A 17,055-nucleotide genomic window follows, 5' to 3' on the forward strand; every position below is an offset into this window, starting at 1 on the left:
GCGCCCACGGCGTTCCGCCAGCGGCCGGATCGCCGCTGCCGCCTCCGCCTGCCCGGCGCTCAGCGCGCCGATTCGAGGAGGGCGGCGATCTTCTGGAGGCGTTTCGCCGCGTCCTCGAGTTCGTAGAGGGCGATGGATTTCGTGCCGGCCTTGATGGCGCGCTCGCAATCGTCGAGCTGCATCTTCACGACCTTGCGGATTTCGGCGGCGATCTGGGTCTTGGTCATCACGGCTCCGGCGGGACGGCGCGGCGCCGGTCACCATGCCGGGCAATGGTCAAGCAGGCGTTACGGCGCGGGGCGCGGTCAGCCCTCCGCCTTCTCCCGCCCCTTGGCGGCCGCCAGCGCCTTGCTCTCGCGCTTGATGGGGCGGGCGACGGGGCAGACGTCCTGCACGAAGCCGTTCAGCGTGTTGGCGAGGTTGTTCTCGACCAGCGAGTAATGGACGAATTGTCCCTTGCGCTCGCGCGCGATGAGGCCGGCGACCTCCAGCACGTTCAGGTGCTGCGAGATCGAGGGCTTCGACATGTCGAACCGCGCCGCGATCTCGCCCGCCGTCAGGGACGAATGCGAGAGATAGGCGAGGATCCGCCGGCGCGGCGCCGAGGCCAGGGCCTCGAAGACGCGCTGGATGCCCGCGCCCGTTGCCGGCTCGTCCCCGCCGGCCTGTGCTTCCTTGCTCACCCGACCACTCCGTTCCCGTCTCTGTCGCCGCCGGCACGCGGCAGGCCGGCCAGAAATTAGGTCATTGCCTAATTATCTAATCATCGATATCGATAGTTAGCTCATCACCTAAATGATGGGGATCGCGCCGGAACGCAAGGCGGAGGGCCACGCATGCACATGATCTCGACGCAGAGAATGATCTCGGAGGAACGGAGCGACGCGGAGGACGGGCGCGTCATCTGGGTGGCGCCGAAGTCGCTCTGGACCGGCGGGCTGACGGCCGTCGCGCTCGTCGCCGGGCCGCTCACCTTCACCTGGGACGCTTTTCTCCTCTTCGTCGTGACGAGCGCCGTCACGATCTGCGCCGGCCATTCCGTCGGCATGCACCGCCTGCTCATCCACCGCTCGTTCAAGGCGCCGATCCTCGTCGAACATGCGCTGGTCTATCTCGGCGTCCTGGTGGGCATGGCGGGGCCTTTCGGCATGATCCATGCCCACGACATCCGCGACTGGGCCCAGCGGCAGGCGCGCTGCCACGACCTGCACGCGCATCGGCGCTCCTTCTTCGTCGACGCCTTCTGGCAGATGCATTGCGCCGTGGCGCTCCGGCATCCGCCGCGCTTCGTCGTCGAGCCGCGCGTCGCGAACGATCGATTCTATCGCTTCCTCGAACGGACCTGGATGGCGCAGCAGATCCCCTGGGCGATCCTGTTCTACGCCCTCGGCGGCTGGTCGTGGGTGGTGTGGGGCATCGCCGTGCGGGTCTCGGTGTCGCTGACCGGTCACTGGCTCGTCGGGCATTATGCGCATCGCCGGGGCGAGCAGGGTTGGACGGTCGACGGCGTCGCCGTGCAGGGCTACGACCTGCCGCGCTTCGGGCTCGTCACCTTCGGCGAGAGCTTCCACGGCAACCACCACGCCTTCCCGGAATCGGCCCGGCTGGGGCTGGAACGGGGGCAGGTCGATCTCGGCTTCGTCTTCATCCGCGTGCTCGCGGCTTTGGGCCTCGCCCGCGATCTGAAGCTGCCCGGCGACACCGCGCGGCGAGCCGGGCTGCGCCGGGTCGGGCCGCCGGCCGAGGCGCTTCTGGCCGAGCGCCAAGCCGACGCTCGCAATCACGCGGGCGGCGTCCTATAACGGGTGATGGTCCCGACGCGCCGCATCGCGGCTTCGAGGGACCTTCCTGACCCGTCTCGACTAAAGCGTCCGCGCCTCCGCGCGGCCCGAACCCGCCATGGCACGACCCAAAACCTTCCTCACGGGCCCGATCGCCCGCGCCCTCGACGCGCTCAAGAAGGGCGACGGCGCGACGCTCGCCGGCGTGCCGGACGGGTTCGACGCGATGCTCGTCGCCGACCTCGCCCGCGTCCTGTCGCAGAATGCGGACGGGCCGGCCGTGCTCGTCCACGTCGCCCGCGACGGGCAGCGGCGGCAGACCTTCGAGAACGCGCTGAAGTTCCTCGCCCCCGAGATCGAGGTCCTGTGCTTCCCGGCCTGGGACTGCCAGCCCTACGACCGCGTCTCGCCGACGAGCGCCGTGACTTCCCAGCGCATGACCGCGCTCGCGCGGCTCGCCCGCTCGCGCAGTTCCGAGGAGAAGCCGCGCATCCTCTCGACCACGGCAAACGCCGTCGTGCAGCGGGTGCCGCCCCGCGCGAAGATCGCGGCCGAGACCTTCTCGGCTGCGCCGGGCAACGCGGTGAAGGTCGAACAGCTCGTCGCCTGGCTGGAAGCCAACGGCTCGACGCGGACGGGGACGGTGCGCGAGCCCGGCGAGTATGCGGTGCGCGGCGGCATCGTCGACCTGCATCCGCCGGGCCTTCCCCTGCCGGTGCGGCTCGATTTCTTCGGCGACACGCTCGAATCGATCCGGCCCTTCGATCCCGAGACGCAGCGCTCGACGGGCCAGCTCCGCTCGCTCGACCTCGTGCCGGTGAGCGAGGTCCAGATCACGAGCGAGTCGATCCGGCGCTTCCGGCAGGCCTATGTCGCGACCTTCGGCGCGCTCCAGCGCGACGACCGGCTCTACGAGGCCGTGAGCGAGGGGCGGCGCTATCCGGGGCTCGAACATTGGCTGCCGCTCTTCCACGAGCGGCTCGACACGCTGTTCGACTACGTGCCCGGCGTGCCGGTGGTCTTCGACGCGCTCGTCGAGGATGCGGCCGGCGAGCGGCTGGCCCAGGTCCACGACTACTACGACGCCCGCGCCTCGATGTCGGGGCAGGGGGGCGGCACGCCCTATCGGCCGCTGAAGCCCGAGGCCCTCTATCTCGAACCCGAGGAATGGGCCGAACGCGTCCGCGACCTGCCGCTGGCCCGGCTGACGCCGTTCTCGGAGGCGCAGGGCGGCGGCCGCGCCGTGATCGACCTCGAAGCACGGCGCGGGCGCGACTTCCTGGCCGAGCGCACCGATCCGAACGCCAACGTGTTCCAGGCTGCGGCGGACCACATCAAGACGCTTCAGGCGAACAAGAAGCGCGTGATCGTCGCGTCCTGGTCGGAAGGCTCGCGCGAGCGGCTGGGCCATGTCCTCGAGGATCACGGCATCGAGGCGCAGACCGTGGCGCGCTTCGCCGAGACGACCGCCTGGCCGCGCAACAAGGCGCTGCTCGCGGTCTGGGGGCTCGATACGGGCTTCGAGGCGGGCGATCTCGCCGTCGTCGGCGAGCAGGACATCCTCGGCGACCGGCTCGTGCGCCAGAAGCGGGCGAGCAAGCGTCCGCAGGACTTCCTGGCCGAGGTCTCGGCGCTGACGCCCGGCGACCTCGTCGTCCATGTCGACCACGGCATCGGGCGCTTCGACGGGCTGAAATCGATCGAGGCGGCCGGCGCTCCGCACGATTGCCTCGAGATCACCTATGCGGGCGACGCTCGCCTCTTCCTGCCGGTCGAGAACATCGAGCTTCTGAGCCGCTACGGCTCCGAGGAGACCGAGGTCCAGCTCGACAAGCTCGGCGGCGGAGGCTGGCAGGCCCGCAAGGCCAAGATGAAGCAGCGCATCCGCGAGATGGCGGGGCAGCTCATCAAGGTGGCCGCGCAGCGCTTCCTGAAGCCCGCGCCGAAGATCACGCCGGCCGAGGGGCTCTACGACGAATTCGCCGCGCGCTTCCCCTACGACGAGACCGAGGACCAGCTCGGGGCCATCGAAGCGGTGATGGAAGACCTCGCCGCCGGCCGGCCGATGGACCGGCTCGTCTGCGGCGATGTCGGCTTCGGCAAGACGGAGGTGGCGCTGCGCGCGGCCTTCGCGGTCGCGATGTCGGGCAAGCAGGTCGCGGTCGTGGTGCCGACGACCCTGCTCGCGCGGCAGCACTTCAAGGGCTTCGTCGAGCGTTTCCGGGGCCTGCCGGTGAACGTCGCCCATGCCTCGCGCTTCGTCTCCGCCGCGGAGCTCAAGGCCGTGAAGGCCGGCGCTGCCGACGGCTCGGTGGACATCGTGGTCGGCACCCATGCGCTGCTCGGCAAGGGGATGTCCTTCAAGGATCTCGGCCTCATCATCGTCGACGAGGAGCAGCATTTCGGCGTCGCCCACAAGGAGCGGCTGAAGGAGCTGCGCGCCGAGGTCCACGTCCTCACGCTGACCGCGACGCCGATCCCCCGCACCCTGCAGCTCGCGCTGACGGGCGTGCGCGAACTCTCGATCATCGCGACGCCGCCGGTCGACCGGTTGGCCGTGCGCACCTTCGTCACGCCCTTCGATCCGCTCTCGATCCGCGAGGCGCTCCTGCGCGAGCGCTACCGGGGCGGGCAGGCCTTCTACGTCGTGCCGCGCGTCTCGGACCTCGCCGACATCCGCTCGTTCCTGGCGCGGGAGGTGCCCGAGGTCAGCGTCGCCGTCGCCCATGGCCAGATGGCCGCGACGCAGCTCGAAGACGTGATGAGCGCCTTCTACGACGGCAAGTTCGACGTGCTGCTGTCGACGACGATCGTCGAATCGGGCCTCGACATCCCGACCGCCAACACCCTGATCGTCCATCGGGCCGACATGTTCGGCCTGTCCCAGCTCTATCAGCTGCGGGGCCGCGTCGGGCGCTCGAAGACCCGCGCCTATGCGCTCTTCACGGTGCCCGAGAAGAAGCCGATGACGGTGCAGGCCGAGCGGCGCCTGAAGGTGCTGCAATCGCTCGACACCCTCGGCGCCGGCTTCCAGCTCGCGACGCACGACCTCGACATCCGCGGGGCGGGCAACCTCCTCGGCGACGAGCAGTCCGGCCATATCAAGGAGGTCGGCTACGAACTCTACCAGCAGATGCTGGAGGACGCGATCGAGCAGCTCAAGGCCGGGATCGACGATCCGCCGCCGGAGCAATGGTCCCCGACCATCCAGGTGGGCGCGCCGGTCACGATCCCGGAGAGCTTCGTCTCCGATCTCCAGCTCCGCCTCGGCCTTTATCGCCGGCTCTCGACCTTCGAGACCGAGGAGGAGATCGCGGCCTTCCGGGCCGAACTCGTGGACCGTTTCGGCAAGCTGCCGAAGGAGGTCGACCAGCTCCTCGCGGTGGTGGGCATCAAGGTCCTGTGCCGGCAGGCCAATATCGAGCGCGTCGAGGGCGGGCCGAAGGGAATCATCGTGTCGTTCCGCGAGAACGAATTCGCGAACCCTGCGGGACTCGTCGCCTATGTCGCCGAGCAGGGCACCTTCGCGAAGGTCAGGCCGGACATGAAGGTCGTCTTCCTGCGCGACGTCGACGACGTCGCCGGGCGGCTCGACACGACGAAACGGCTCGTCCGCGATCTCGTCTCGGTCTCGAAGGGAGAGCCCGCCTCGGCGCTGAAGCCTCTCCCGGCTCCGCGTCCCGCGACGCGTCCGGTCGCGGTGCCGGTCAGGTCTCGGGGGCGTGCAGGGCCTGCGGGCCGATGGCGGCCTTGAGGAGCGCGGAGACGCCTCCGACGGAGAGGGCCGCTTCGCGCGTCCATTCGATGATCGGCACGCCCGCGGTCCGGTCGGAGCCCCGAAGCGTCGCCGCGAGGCGGCGCAGGGGCTCGAGGCCCTCCGGCCGGCCGGGCATGTTCATGAAGACCGCGGAGGGCAGGTCCATCATGTCGAGCACGGCCTCGGCCGCCTCGACGGAGGTCGTGATGCTCGCGAGACCCAGCTCGGCCAGTTCGGTCGAGAGCAGGTCCGTCTCGGTGCGGTGGCCGCTATCGACCACGAGCACTTTCCTCAACGCCACCATGTCGCCCCGCACAATATCATGCCGCAGTGCAAGATTTCCGACAGGTAGGAAGTTGTCGCACAGCGGTCAAGGTTCTGTCGTCATTCGGGCTGGCCAAGGCGTGGCAAAGCGGTTAACGAGCCGAACTCGCCTCACGGCCCTGCGTCATGCCCTTGCCTCATTGAGCAGGGATGGACGGGGACATGAAGCAGGGACGTCTCGCCGGCCGCGACGACAGCCGACAAAGCCGACATAAGGATGTAGGGATGTTTTCAGCGACCCGTCTCGCATGGTTGTCCGCCGTTCTGGCGGTCGGCGTGAGCGGTGCGGCCCAGGCGCAGCAGAAGCCTCGGCCGGCCCAGCAGCCCGCGCAGCAGCAACCCGCCCAGCCCGCTCAGGGCGCGCCGGAAGGGCAGCAGAATACCGGGCCTCTCGTGGTTCAGGTAAAGGCCGAGCCGTCCCAGGCGGAATGGACGAAGGTCTGCGGCAAGGATCCGGGCTCGGCGGCCGAGGTGTGCTACACGACCCGCGACTTCGTGTCCGACCAGGGCCAGCCGGTCCTCGCGGCGGCCGTCTACGACGTGAAGGGTCCGCAGACCCAGAAGATCGTGCGCTTCCTGATGCCGCTGGGCCTTCTGCTCCGTCCGGGCATCCGCTTCGCGGTGGACCAGCAGGCCCCGGCGGCCGGCGCCTACACGATCTGCTTCCCGAACGGCTGCTTCGCCGAAGCGACGGGCCTCAAGGACGACTTCACGAACGCCCTCAAGAAGGGCACGAACATCAATGTCAGCGTCCAGAACCAGGTCGGCCGCGAGGTCACGTTCCAGGTGCCGCTGGCCGGTTTCGCCAAGGCCTTCGACGGGGCTCCGATGGACCCGAAGGTGCTCGAGGAGCAGCAGAAGAAGCTGCAGGCCGAGCTCGAGAAGCGCAGCGAGGAGCTTCGCAAGAAGCTCGAGCAGCAGGGCCAGGCCGGCGGCGCGGCTCCGACGACCCCGTCGGGCGCGGCTCCGAAGTAACCTTCGGACCCTTTGCGGATCTGATCGGGCCGGCGCTCCACAGCGCCGGCCTTTTTCGTGTGCTCGACGTCAGGGTCGGAGCGCGCCGTGTTCGGGAGGCCGGATCCGAACCTCCCGCAGCAGGATCTAGCGGCGGATCAGCTCCACGCGCCGGTTGAGGGCGCGGCCGGCCTCGTCCGCGTTGGAGGCGACGGGCTGGTCCATGCCCATGCCGCGGGAGGTCAGGCGCCCGGCGGCGACGCCGTAGCGGGCGGTGAGCTCGGCGACGACCGCCGCCGCGCGGTTCTGCGAGAGGCGCAGATTGTAGGCCTGTCCGCCCTGGTTGTCGGTATGGCCGACCACCTCGACCGAGATGCCCGGATTGCGCGCCATCAGATCCGAGATCTCCTTCAGCTGCGGCGCCGATTCCGGCTTGATGTCGGCTTTGTCGAAGTCGAACAGGATGCCGTAGATCGTGGTGCGGCCGCTCTGGTCGAAATCCTTCTTGATCTCGGCCTGCTGCTTCACCTGGATCTTGCCGGTTTCCATCTCTCCGGATTCGATCACGCGCGCGATGACGGCGCGGCCGCCGCGGCTCTCGTCGTCCGCGATGGCGAGGCTGACATGCACGGTCGCTCCGCCCTGGCTGCGCTTCGCGTAGAGATAGCGGCCATTGCCGTTGTAGAACTGGTTGCGGACGAAATCGCCGTCGAATTTCGGCAGGTCCGTCTTGCCGTCGAGGGCGAGGCCGAGGAAGAGCCCGGGCCGGCGCTCGTTGCCGGTGAAGCAGGTTCCGGCCTCCGTCGAGCAGACGAAGGGGACCTCGAATCCCTTCTGCTGCAGGCTCTGCTGGAAGTTGCGGATGCCTTCCAGCGAGGAGCGGCCCGGCGGCAGGCGGTAATACAGGGTGAAGACCTTCCCTTCGAGCGTCTGCCAGCCCGTCCCGCGCTGCTCGGTCGAGCCCTTCTCCTCGATGGGGCCGACGATGATGGTGGCTTCGTCGTAGCTCGCGACCTGGTGCCCGACCTGCTTCGAGCCCTCGTAATGCCCGAGAAGCGGGTGATCCTGGGCGAGTGCCGCGCCGGCAGTGAAGGTCAGGCCACAGGCGATGATGCTTGCCGGGCCAACCCGCGACCCTTGCCAAAATCCAAACATGAATCGTTCTCCGTCCGCCGCGATGATGGCGTCGCTACGATGAAACGGAAAGCGCGCATGCGGGCGGACAACCGTCGCGCGGAATCTTTGTCCGTAACGGGCGCGCCGTTCCGTCTATCCTGTCGGCGGCCTTGGCGGTCGCGGGAGGGCGTTGCGATGCGAATGAGGTTGGCAGTCCGCACCGGTGCGCTGGTGCTCTCCATCGGAGCCGGGGCCGGGTCTGCCGTGGCCCAGGATGCGCTGCTCGCGGCCCGGCGCGGATTGGTGGAGGATTTCGCGCAGGTCGTCGCGGGCACGCAGGTCTGCCCGCGCTACCAGCCGAACGCGACGCTGCTCGGGCTGCTCGCGCTCCGCTACGGCCTGCGCTTCGACGATCCCGTGGTGGAGGCGAGGCTGGAGGAGCGCGCCGCCTTCCACGCCGCCCGGATCAAGGGCCGATCGGAGGCGGATATCTGCGCCGCTCTGCTCCGCCTCTTCGGCCCCGAGGGCTCGAACGTGAAGAACCTCGTCAGGGCCGCGCCCTGAGGCGTCAGCGCAGACGGTCGAGGAGACGGAGGAGGGTCGCCTGCTCGGTCTTGGAGAGCGGAGCGAGGGTTTCGGAGGAGACGTCGAGGGCCGTCGCGGCGCGGGTCCGGTAGGCGTCGTGCCCGGCTTCCGTCAGCCGCAGCAGGAGACGGCGCCGGTCGGCGGGATCGGCGCGCGTCTCGACGAGGCCTCGGCGGATCAGCCGATCGGCGATGCCCTTGATCGTCGCGACATCCGTCGCGATCAGCCGGCCGAGATGGTTCTGCGAGCACTCTCCGGCCTCGGCCAGGCGGACCAGCGCCGACCATTGCGTCGGCGTCATGTCGTCGCCGAACGCGGCCGCGAAAATCCCGGTATGCCGCTGCTGGACCTGGCGCAGGACGAAGCCGACCTGCTCGTCGAGCCGATAGGCCGGCTCTGGCGCGGAGACCGCGCTCACCGCTCCGCGAAGGCCTTCTCGACGACGAACTCCCCGGCCTCGCCGTGATTGCCTTCGACGAAATCCGCGCTTTCGAGGATCGTCCGGAGATCGACCAGCATTGCGGGCGAGCCGCACAGCATCACCCGGTCCTGCTCACGGCCGAGCGCGGGCAGGCCGATATCCTCGAACAGCTTGCCGGAGGTGATGAGATCGGTGATCCGGCCGCGGTTGCGGAACGGCTCGCGCGTGACGGTCGGGTAGTAGATCAGCTTCTCGCGGATGAGGTCGCCGAGCATCTCGTCTTCCGGGAGGTCCTTGGTGATGGTCTCGCCATAGGCGAGTTCGTTCACCTGGCGGCAGCCATGGACCAGCACGATCTTCTCGAAGCGATCGTAGGTCTCGGGGTCCTTGATGATGGACAGGAAGGGCGCGAGGCCGGTCCCGGTTCCCATGAGGTAGAGGTTGCGGCCGTCCTTGAGGTTGTCGAGCACGAGCGTGCCGGTCGGCTTCTTGCCGACGATGATCGGATCGCCGACCTTGAGATGCTGCAGGCGGGAGGTGAGCGGGCCGTCCTGCACCTTGATCGAGAAGAATTCCAATCTGTCTTCGTAATTCGCCGAGGCGATCGAATAGGCCCGAAGCAACGGCTTCGCATTGACCTCGAGCCCGATCATCACGAACTCGCCGTTCCGGAACCGGAACGCCGGATCGCGTGTCGTCGTGAACGAGAACAACGTGTCGTTCCAGTGATGGACCGACAGAACCTGCTCCGTGTTCATCTTGCTCATCGGGCGATGATCCGCTTTCTTCATCGCGCGGCGTGACGCGCTCGGCGACGCTGTCGACCAGAGCTGCCCGGCCGTCAAGCCGCCGGGGCGTCGCGCAGGCGCGATGGTTGTCATGCTGCAGATTGTTAGTACACTAACGATCCGGGGCCGCGATTTCAATGGCGATAGAGCGGTGCGGCCATCGATGGAGAGGTCCGCATGGCTCATGACGCGTCCGCGGCTGTCGATCCGAACGCCAAGCTCGTCATCCGCAACATCGGCATTCTGCTGTCGGGAGACCTCGAACGGCCGATCCTCGACGCGGATACGGTGGTCGCGGTCGGCGGCAGGATCACGGCCATCGGCCGCTCTAAGGATGTCGATCAGGAGGGCGCGACGACGGTCGTGGATGCCCGGGGCTCCGGCCTCGCGCCCGGCCTCATCGACAGCCATGTCCACCCCGTCGCCGGTGACTGGACGCCTCGGCAGAGCCAGCTCAACTGGATCGATTCGACGCTCAATGGCGGCGTGACGACGATGATCTCGGCGGGCGAGGTGCATACGCCCGGCCGGCCGCGGGACGTCGTCGGCGTCAAGGCGATGGCGATCTACGCGCAGCGCTGCTTCTCGGCTTTCCGGCCGGGCGGCATGAAGATCCATGCCGGCGCGCCTGTCATCGAGCCCGGCATGGAGGAGAGCGATTTCAAGGAACTCGCCGATGCGGGCGTCAGGCTCCTCGGCGAGGTCGGGCTCGGCAACGTCAAGGACGGGCCGACGGCGAAGCGGATGGTCGCCTGGGCGCGGAAATACGGTATCCAGTCGACGATCCACACGGGCGGACCGTCGATCCCCGGCTCCGGCCTCATCGATGCGAGCGTCGTGCTGGAGGCCGATACCGACGTCGTCGGCCATATCAACGGCGGCCACACGGCGCTGCCGGACCGCGAGATCCGCTGCATCTGCGAGGGCTGCGGACGCGGGCTCGAACTCGTCCATAACGGCAACGAGCGCGCGGCGCTCTACACGCTGCGCCTCGCCCGGGAGATGGGCCAGCTCGACCGCGTCATCCTCGGCACGGACGGGCCGGCCGGCTCGGGCGTGCAGCCGCTGGGCATCCTGCGGATGATCGCGATGCTGTCCTCGCTCGGGGACCTGCCGCCCGAACTCGCCTTCTGCCTCGGCACCGGCAACACGGCGCGGGTGCGCTCGCTCGACGTGGGGCTGATCGAGGAGGGCAGGGCGGCCGATTTCGTCCTGATCGACCGCGCCCAGCATTCGGCCGGGACCGATCTCCTCGACAGCGTCCGCCTCGGCGACCTGCCCGGGATCGGCATGGTCGTCATCGACGGCGTGCCGCGGATCGGACGCTCGCGGAATACGCCGCCGGCGGAGCGGGTGCCGGAGATCGTCGCGCAGTAAGACCGGCGCGGGGGCTCAGGACCTCCGCTCCCGTTGCCGCCGCGCCTCGGTGAACAGCCTCGACAGGGCGTGCCGGTCCACGAGTTCGGCCTGGAGATCGATCAGGTAGATCCGTCCCGCGAGCCTGATCGTCATCCACGGCGTGTTGACCCGGTGGGTGAGCGTGCTGAAGCGGCCGTCATGCTCGCGTCCCGGCGTCACCTGCGCGACGGGGATGCGTCGCTCCGAGGGAGCGGGCCAGCCGACGAATGTCACGATCACCTCGCCGCCCTGCCGGATCAGGCCGGCCACGTAGCGCCTGACGTAGAGGATCATGCCGGCGAGCGGCAGGAGGCCGACGGCGACGACGATCGCGGCCACCGTCAGCCGCCAGGACAGCGGCTGGAGGACGCCGCCATCGCCGGGCGACAGGCCATAGGTCCGGGACAGGTCCCAGCCCCAATAGGCGCAACCTATGAAGAGCGGCACGCAGGCCCAGAAGAACCACCGAACCTTGCGGGCCTGATAGGTGTTCGCGACGAGAACGGTGGTTTTCGCGGGCGACGACATGGAGGCGACGGCTCGGCTCGAAGGGCAGCGCCGCCCTGTGAGGCAGGCGTGTTTCGCGCCGATGTCGTGCCGTCGCGCAGGGTGGTCGGCAGCCAGATGGCGCGGATGACGTCGAATGTGTCAGGAATTCAGCAACCACGCCGCGTCACCAGCGTTTAACCTGAAAATCCGTTCAGATTTCGACTTTAACCAGTTGGCTGGACAGTTTACGCAAAGGTTTATCCCATCGAAGGGCCAAACAATTGGCTCCGACAAAATGATGGGGCAGAGAACATGATCCGGGCATCTCTCGAATCTTTCGTCGAAACGGTCACCTCTGCCGGCGTCATCACCCTGGCCGACGTGCGCCGGCTGCAGCGGGAGATCCTGGTCGACGGCCCCGAGAACCGGGACGAGGTCGACACGCTGCTCGGGCTCGACCGGGCCGTGGCGCAGAAGCACGGCACCTGGTGCGCCTTCGCCATCCAGACCATCGTCGATTACGTCGTCTGGACCTCCCGCCCGACCGGCTATGTCGATCACGAGACGGCGTCCTGGCTCGTCGCATCCCTCTCGGCCGGCACCGGCCCGACGCCGGTCGCCGAGGCCATCGCCTTCGAGGTGGCGCGCGAAGCCGAGCGGACCGACCACGCGCTGCTCGCCTTCGTGATGCGCTCGGCCGCGGGCCGGATGTCCGAGGCGGCGATCCAGCCCTTCGCCTGAGCGGGCGCCAGCGTCCATTTTGCGACGGGGCTTGATCTGACGGACAGGGTGCCGCATGTCGCAGCGTCCCTTCCTCCCGGTCCGAGACGCATGTTCGACAAGATCCTGATCGCCAATCGCGGCGAAATCGCTTGCCGCGTGATCAAGACGGCCCGCCGAATGGGCATCAAGACCGTCGCCGTCTATTCCGATGCCGACCGCGACGCGCTTCACGTCCAGATGGCCGACGAGGCGGTGCATATCGGGCCGGCACCCGCCGCCGAATCCTATCTCGTGATCGACAAGATCCTGGAGGCCTGCAAGCAGACGGGCGCCCAGGCCGTTCATCCCGGCTACGGCTTCCTGTCCGAGCGTGAAGCCTTCCCGAAGGCGCTCGAAGCGGCCGGCATCACCTTCATCGGCCCCCATCCGGCCGCCATCGCCGCCATGGGCGACAAGATCGAATCCAAGAAGGCGGCCGCCGAGGCGAATGTCTCCACCGTCCCCGGCTATCTCGGCGTCATCGAGAGCCCCGAACAGGCCGTGACGATTGCCGAGGAGATCGGCTTCCCGGTCATGATCAAGGCCTCCGCCGGCGGCGGCGGCAAGGGCATGCGGATCGCTCATTCGTCGGCCGAGGTGGCCGACGGCTTCGCCCGCGCCCGCTCCGAGGCGGCCTCGTCCTTCGGTGACGACCGCGTCTTCGTCGAGAAGTTCATCACCGATCCGCGCCATATCGAGATCCAGGTCATCGGCGACAAGCACGGCAACGTGATCTATCTCGGCGAGCGCGAATGCTCGATCCAGCGCCGCAACCAGAAGGTCATCGAGGAGGCCCCGTCCCCGCTCCTCGACGAGGAGACGCGGCGCAAGATGGGCGAGCAGGCCGTGGCCCTCGCCAAGGCGGTCGGCTACGACAGCGCCGGCACGGTCGAGTTCGTCGCCGGCCAGGACAAGTCCTTCTACTTCCTCGAGATGAACACCCGGCTCCAGGTCGAGCATCCGGTGACGGAGATGATCACCGGGCTCGATCTCGTGGAACTCATGATCCGCGTCGCGGCCGGGGAGAAGCTGCCTTTGGCCCAGGGCGACGTGAAGCTGAACGGCTGGGCGGTCGAGAGCCGCGTCTACGCCGAGGACCCGACCCGGAACTTCCTCCCCTCCATCGGCCGGCTCGTGACCTACCGGCCGCCGGCCGAAGGTCCGGACGGCACGGCGACCGTGCGCAACGACACGGGCGTCCAGGAAGGCGGCGAGATCCCGATCTTCTACGATCCGATGATCGCCAAGCTCGTCACCCATGCGGCGACGCGCGAGGAGGCGATCGAATCCCAGGCGCGCGCGCTCGACGCCTTCGCGATCGAAGGCATCCGCCACAACATCCCGTTCCTGTCGGCGCTGATGGCGCATCCGCGCTGGCGCTCGGGCAACCTCTCCACCGGCTTCATCGCCGAGGAGTTCCCGGAGGGCTTCTCGGAGACGCCGCCGGAAGGCGACGTCGCCCGGATCATCGCCGCCGTGGCGGCCGCGATCGACCACCTCCTGAACGAGCGCAAGCGCGGCATCAGCGACCAGATGCGGCCGGGCGCCGTGCAGTTCGAGCGCGAAAGGGTCGTCCTCCTCGGCGCCGAGCCTCATGCCGTGACGATTTCCGACGAGGACGAGGCGACGATCGTCGCCTTCGAATCGGGCCAGCGCCTGTCGGTCTCCTCGCATTGGACGCCGGGACAGCCGGTCTGGACGGGCACCGTCGGCCCCCATGTCGTCGCGCTTCAGGTCCGCCCCATCCCGAACGGCGTGCATCTCACCCATGCCGGGGCGGCGGCCGCCGTGCGCGTCTACACGAAGCGCGAGGCGGAACTCGCCGCGCTGATGCCCGAGAAGACCGAGAGCGGCGCCGGCAAGGCCTTGCTCTGCCCGATGCCCGGCCTCGTGAAGTCGATCCCGGTGAAGGTAGGCCAGGAGGTCAAGGCCGGCGAGGCGCTCGCCGTCGTCGAGGCCATGAAGATGGAGAACGTGCTGCGCGCCGAACGCGACGGCACGATCGCCAAGATCCTGGCCAAGGAGGGCGAGAGCCTCGCCGTCGACGCGGTGATCCTCGAATTCGCCTGACCGCCCGGCCGGATCCGAGCGGCCGGCCGTAAGCGCCCGCCGCCGAGACCGATCTCTCCCGCGCGACGTTGTGGCCGGCTTTCGGGCCGGGGCCTCGGCTATGGTATCGAGGCCGAAACACCGTCGGGAGGGATGCCTTGACACTGTTCGACCTCACGGGGCGGATCGCCCTCGTCACCGGATCCAGCAAGGGCATCGGCCACGGCCTGGCGCGCGGGCTGGCGGAGGCCGGGGCGCGCGTCGTCCTGAACGGCCGCGACGGCGCCCGGCTCGCGATCGCGGCCGCCGGACTGACGACGGGCGGTCAGTCGGGGGTCGAGACGGCCGCCTTCGACGTGACCGATCCCGGCGCCGTTGCCGCGGGGATCGAGGAGGTCGAGGGCCGTGTCGGGCCGATCGACATCCTCGTCAACAATGCCGGGATGCAGTTCCGCGCACCGCTCGAGGACTTTCCGGTCGAGAGGTGGTCCGAACTCATGCGGACCAATCTCGATTCGGTCTTCTATGTCGGCCAGGCCGTCGCGAAGCGCATGATCGCTCGCGGCCGGGGCAAGATCATCAACATCGCCTCCGTCCAGAGCGAACTTGCCCGGCCCGGCATCGCCCCCTACGCGGCGAGCAAGGGCGCCATCCGGCAGCTGACGCGGGGCATGGCCACGGATTGGGGACCGCACGGGCTCCAGATCAACGCGATCGCGCCGGGCTACTTCAAGACCGAGCTCAACCAGGCCCTCGTCGACAACCCCGATTTCTCGAACTGGCTCGCGCAGCGGACGCCGGCCCGGCGCTGGGGCGAGGTGCGGGAGCTGGTGGGGGCGGCCGTCTTCCTCGCATCCGACGCCTCCTCCTTCGTGAACGGCCACGTGCTCTACGTCGACGGCGGCATCACGGCCTGCCTGTAGGCCGCGTTCAGCGCGGCTCGGGAAGCCTCGCGAGCCAGAAGGCCGCCGTCCCGATCACCGCGCTCCACCAGCCCTGCCAGATGCCGTGCCCGACCAGCAGGACGGCCGCCGCCGAGGCGACGAGCGCCGCCGTTGCGATGGCCGCTGGGCGGGGCAGGCGGCCGATCCCGAAGGCGAGCAGCATCAGGGCCGCGCCGGCGAGGAGCGCGCCGACCGCGCCCGTCTCGGCCCAGATCTGAAGATAGCCGTTATGGGGGTGCCAGGCGCCGAGCATCACCCGGCGCTCGGCCGGCACCTCCTGGGCCACGGGCTCCTGGGCCATCTTCGTGCTCGTGCCGAAGCCGGCGCCGCCGATCGGGCGCCGCTTCACCACCTCGCCGAAGCTCTGCCAGACCTCGAGGCGCTGGTCGGCATGGGCGAAATGCAGCCGCTCGACGATCCTCTCCGGCAGAAGACGCTCGGCCGCATCGCCGAGAACGGGCGCGACGGCGAGCGCGAGCCCGAGCGCCGCCGCGATCGCAAGGGAAGCGGTCCTCTGCGAGAGGGCGGCAAGGCCGGCGAGGGCGAGACCCGCCGCGAGCCCCATCGCGGCACCGCTCGAATGGGCGGCATAGATCGCGATCGCGAAGAGGAGGAGCAGGGCTCCGGCGATGGACCGGCGGCCCGTGATCCAGAGATAGGCAGCGATCGGCCAGAACAGGACCAGCATCGCCGTGACCGAGCGCTTGAAGATGAAGACGAAGTTCCTCGCCCCGAGGCTGCCGCGGATCGCCATGCCGCTCGCGAGTTCGCCGAGGATCGTCACGCAGCCGAGCGCCATCGCGGCGACGGCGAGCTTCCAGGCCCATGACGGCACGGGCCGGGGCAGGGCGGCATGCAGCACGAGCGCCGCGCCGGCCGAGCCCGCGACCTCCGCGAACATCGAGATGGAGGTGCGCGGATGGTGTCCCCAGGTGATCGAGACCAGCGCGAAGGCGAGGTAGGCGAGGCAGACGAGGCCGAGGGGGCGGCGCAACGTCCGCTCCATCCGTCGGCGCGTTTCCGCCAGTTCGCCGCAGGAGGCGCGCGCGGCAAGGGCGGCCAGCATCGCCGCGATCAGGATCGGCTGGGCGGAGCGGTTGATGAGGGCCATGCCGAGCGGCATCACCGCGAGCAGGCCGAAGGCGAGCGCGTCGAGCCGGTCCGACAGCGCCGGCATCCCCGATCGGTGCCCGCCGCCCGTTGTGAGCCGTTGTTCTGCCGCCATGGTCGACGGCGTTAGGCAGGCGGGGCGACGCGGTCAATGCGGCCCGTCGGCCGCGCCCGCTATTGCTGGGTGAAGAAGGTCAGCAGCACCTTGCCCTTGTCGCCGATCAGGCAAAGGTAGCGGTGCGGCTTCTCGGTGCCCTTCCGCTCGAGATAGGCGTCGCCCATCACGACGACCCTGACGGGCGTGTCCTCGACCTTGGTGTCGGCCTTGGCTACGACGCTGCTGTCCGGATCGAGCACGAGGTCGGAGACCGGCGGGTTGCGTTCCTTCAGCGCCATGAGTCCCGTCGTGCGGCAGGCGTCGAGCTCCGGGCTCGGCGGCCGCTTCGGCGCCTCCTGGGCCGAGGCGCCTCCGGACATGGCAGGCAGGATGACCGCCGCCGCGGCGACGAGGAGAGTCGTGAGGGCCGATTTCGAGGAGCGCATCGGAATGTCCAGCAAAGTTGTCCGCATCAAACCG

Annotated in this window: 17 protein-coding genes; 8 read left to right on the forward strand and 9 right to left on the reverse strand. The window is 69.0% G+C overall.

Going from position 1 to position 17,055, the window contains the following annotated elements; all coding sequences use genetic code 11:
• Positions 1-59 precede the first annotated feature (59 nt).
• Positions 60-227 (reverse strand): hypothetical protein, encoded by a 168-nt coding sequence (locus EV668_RS24690; RefSeq protein WP_166652354.1) that lies wholly within the window; start codon positions 225-227, stop codon positions 60-62.
• 78 nt (positions 228-305) lie between these two features.
• Positions 306-683 carry a metalloregulator ArsR/SmtB family transcription factor gene (locus EV668_RS05910; RefSeq protein ID WP_245512879.1) on the reverse strand — a complete coding sequence of 126 codons (378 nt, stop codon included), beginning with the start codon at positions 681-683 and terminating at the stop codon, positions 306-308.
• 153 nt (positions 684-836) lie between these two features.
• On the opposite strand from EV668_RS05910, the gene EV668_RS05915 reads away from it, so the two are divergent.
• The gene (locus EV668_RS05915) at positions 837-1,802 is read left to right on the forward strand and encodes an acyl-CoA desaturase (RefSeq protein WP_133768879.1); all 966 of its coding nucleotides are present in this window, start codon (positions 837-839) and stop codon (positions 1,800-1,802) included.
• A 97-nt stretch (positions 1,803-1,899) separates the two neighbouring features.
• Positions 1,900-5,535, forward strand: coding sequence for a transcription-repair coupling factor (gene mfd / locus EV668_RS05920; RefSeq protein WP_133768880.1), 3,636 nt, complete (start codon positions 1,900-1,902; stop codon positions 5,533-5,535).
• Here the strand turns inward: mfd and EV668_RS05925 are convergent.
• Positions 5,489-5,833, reverse strand: coding sequence for a response regulator (locus tag EV668_RS05925; protein ID WP_133768881.1), 345 nt, complete (start codon positions 5,831-5,833; stop codon positions 5,489-5,491). The genes mfd and EV668_RS05925 overlap by 47 nt on opposite strands.
• A 254-nt stretch (positions 5,834-6,087) precedes the next feature.
• Between EV668_RS05925 and EV668_RS05930 the strand changes: the two genes are divergently transcribed.
• A complete protein-coding gene (locus EV668_RS05930) occupies positions 6,088-6,837 on the forward strand; it encodes an invasion associated locus B family protein (RefSeq protein WP_133768882.1) in 750 nt (249 codons plus the stop codon).
• 126 nt (positions 6,838-6,963) lie between these two features.
• On the opposite strand, the gene EV668_RS05935 is transcribed toward EV668_RS05930, so the two are convergent.
• On the reverse strand, positions 6,964-7,971 hold the full coding sequence (locus tag EV668_RS05935) for an OmpA family protein (protein WP_133768883.1): 1,008 nt from the start codon (positions 7,969-7,971) through the stop codon (positions 6,964-6,966).
• Positions 7,972-8,133: 162 nt separating this feature from the next.
• Between EV668_RS05935 and EV668_RS05940 the strand changes: the two genes are divergently transcribed.
• The gene (locus tag EV668_RS05940) at positions 8,134-8,496 is read left to right on the forward strand and encodes a hypothetical protein (protein WP_133768884.1); all 363 of its coding nucleotides are present in this window, start codon (positions 8,134-8,136) and stop codon (positions 8,494-8,496) included.
• Between the two features lie 4 nt (positions 8,497-8,500).
• On the opposite strand, the gene EV668_RS05945 is transcribed toward EV668_RS05940, so the two are convergent.
• The gene (locus EV668_RS05945; protein ID WP_166652355.1) at positions 8,501-8,935 is read right to left on the reverse strand and encodes a MarR family winged helix-turn-helix transcriptional regulator; all 435 of its coding nucleotides are present in this window, start codon (positions 8,933-8,935) and stop codon (positions 8,501-8,503) included.
• On the reverse strand, positions 8,932-9,705 hold the full coding sequence (locus EV668_RS05950; protein ID WP_133768885.1) for a ferredoxin--NADP reductase: 774 nt from the start codon (positions 9,703-9,705) through the stop codon (positions 8,932-8,934). The genes EV668_RS05945 and EV668_RS05950 overlap by 4 nt, the downstream gene beginning before the upstream one ends.
• Before the next feature lie 198 nt (positions 9,706-9,903).
• On the opposite strand from EV668_RS05950, the gene EV668_RS05955 reads away from it, so the two are divergent.
• Positions 9,904-11,103 carry an amidohydrolase family protein gene (locus EV668_RS05955; protein WP_133768886.1) on the forward strand — a complete coding sequence of 400 codons (1,200 nt, stop codon included), beginning with the start codon at positions 9,904-9,906 and terminating at the stop codon, positions 11,101-11,103.
• 15 nt (positions 11,104-11,118) lie between these two features.
• On the opposite strand, the gene EV668_RS05960 is transcribed toward EV668_RS05955, so the two are convergent.
• Entirely contained in the window at positions 11,119-11,652 is a 534-nt protein-coding gene (locus tag EV668_RS05960) for a TMEM70/TMEM186/TMEM223 family protein (RefSeq protein ID WP_133768887.1), read from the reverse strand.
• Between the two features lie 273 nt (positions 11,653-11,925).
• Here EV668_RS05960 and EV668_RS05965 point away from each other — a divergent pair, with 273 nt between their 5' ends.
• The 3 genes from EV668_RS05965 (at position 11,926) to EV668_RS05975 (ending at position 15,347) form a co-directional block, all read left to right on the forward strand.
• On the forward strand, positions 11,926-12,354 hold the full coding sequence (locus EV668_RS05965) for a hypothetical protein (RefSeq protein ID WP_133768888.1): 429 nt from the start codon (positions 11,926-11,928) through the stop codon (positions 12,352-12,354).
• Between the two features lie 90 nt (positions 12,355-12,444).
• The gene (locus tag EV668_RS05970) at positions 12,445-14,445 is read left to right on the forward strand and encodes an acetyl-CoA carboxylase biotin carboxylase subunit (protein ID WP_133768889.1); all 2,001 of its coding nucleotides are present in this window, start codon (positions 12,445-12,447) and stop codon (positions 14,443-14,445) included.
• A gap of 137 nt (positions 14,446-14,582) precedes the next feature.
• Complete coding sequence (locus EV668_RS05975; RefSeq protein ID WP_133768890.1) at positions 14,583-15,347, forward strand: SDR family oxidoreductase; 765 nt, start codon at positions 14,583-14,585, stop codon at positions 15,345-15,347.
• 7 nt (positions 15,348-15,354) lie between these two features.
• Here EV668_RS05975 and EV668_RS05980 read toward each other — a convergent pair whose 3' ends face one another.
• Entirely contained in the window at positions 15,355-16,545 is a 1,191-nt protein-coding gene (locus EV668_RS05980) for an O-antigen ligase family protein (protein ID WP_166652356.1), read from the reverse strand.
• 107 nt (positions 16,546-16,652) lie between these two features.
• Positions 16,653-17,021: a hypothetical protein gene (locus tag EV668_RS05985; protein ID WP_133768892.1), complete on the reverse strand. Its 369-nt coding sequence runs from the start codon at positions 17,019-17,021 to the stop codon at positions 16,653-16,655.
• Positions 17,022-17,055 lie beyond the last annotated feature (34 nt).

Origin of the sequence: Enterovirga rhinocerotis, assembly GCF_004363955.1 — a bacterium.
Taxonomy (GTDB): Bacteria; Pseudomonadota; Alphaproteobacteria; order Rhizobiales; family Beijerinckiaceae; genus Enterovirga; species Enterovirga rhinocerotis.

Coding starts and splice junctions, on each gene's coding strand:
- EV668_RS05940 (WP_133768884.1), top strand. CDS start 8,134: ATGAGGTTGGCAGTCCGCACCGGTGCGCTGGTGCTCTCCATCGGAGCC.
- EV668_RS24690 (WP_166652354.1), bottom strand. CDS start 227: ATGACCAAGACCCAGATCGCCGCCGAAATCCGCAAGGTCGTGAAGATG.
- EV668_RS05955 (WP_133768886.1), top strand. CDS start 9,904: ATGGCTCATGACGCGTCCGCGGCTGTCGATCCGAACGCCAAGCTCGTC.
- EV668_RS05960 (WP_133768887.1), bottom strand. CDS start 11,652: ATGTCGTCGCCCGCGAAAACCACCGTTCTCGTCGCGAACACCTATCAG.
- EV668_RS05985 (WP_133768892.1), bottom strand. CDS start 17,021: ATGCGCTCCTCGAAATCGGCCCTCACGACTCTCCTCGTCGCCGCGGCG.
- mfd (WP_133768880.1), top strand. CDS start 1,900: ATGGCACGACCCAAAACCTTCCTCACGGGCCCGATCGCCCGCGCCCTC.
- EV668_RS05950 (WP_133768885.1), bottom strand. CDS start 9,705: ATGAGCAAGATGAACACGGAGCAGGTTCTGTCGGTCCATCACTGGAAC.
- EV668_RS05970 (WP_133768889.1), top strand. CDS start 12,445: ATGTTCGACAAGATCCTGATCGCCAATCGCGGCGAAATCGCTTGCCGC.
- EV668_RS05915 (WP_133768879.1), top strand. CDS start 837: ATGCACATGATCTCGACGCAGAGAATGATCTCGGAGGAACGGAGCGAC.
- EV668_RS05980 (WP_166652356.1), bottom strand. CDS start 16,545: ATGCCGGCGCTGTCGGACCGGCTCGACGCGCTCGCCTTCGGCCTGCTC.
- EV668_RS05930 (WP_133768882.1), top strand. CDS start 6,088: ATGTTTTCAGCGACCCGTCTCGCATGGTTGTCCGCCGTTCTGGCGGTC.
- EV668_RS05965 (WP_133768888.1), top strand. CDS start 11,926: ATGATCCGGGCATCTCTCGAATCTTTCGTCGAAACGGTCACCTCTGCC.
- EV668_RS05935 (WP_133768883.1), bottom strand. CDS start 7,971: ATGTTTGGATTTTGGCAAGGGTCGCGGGTTGGCCCGGCAAGCATCATC.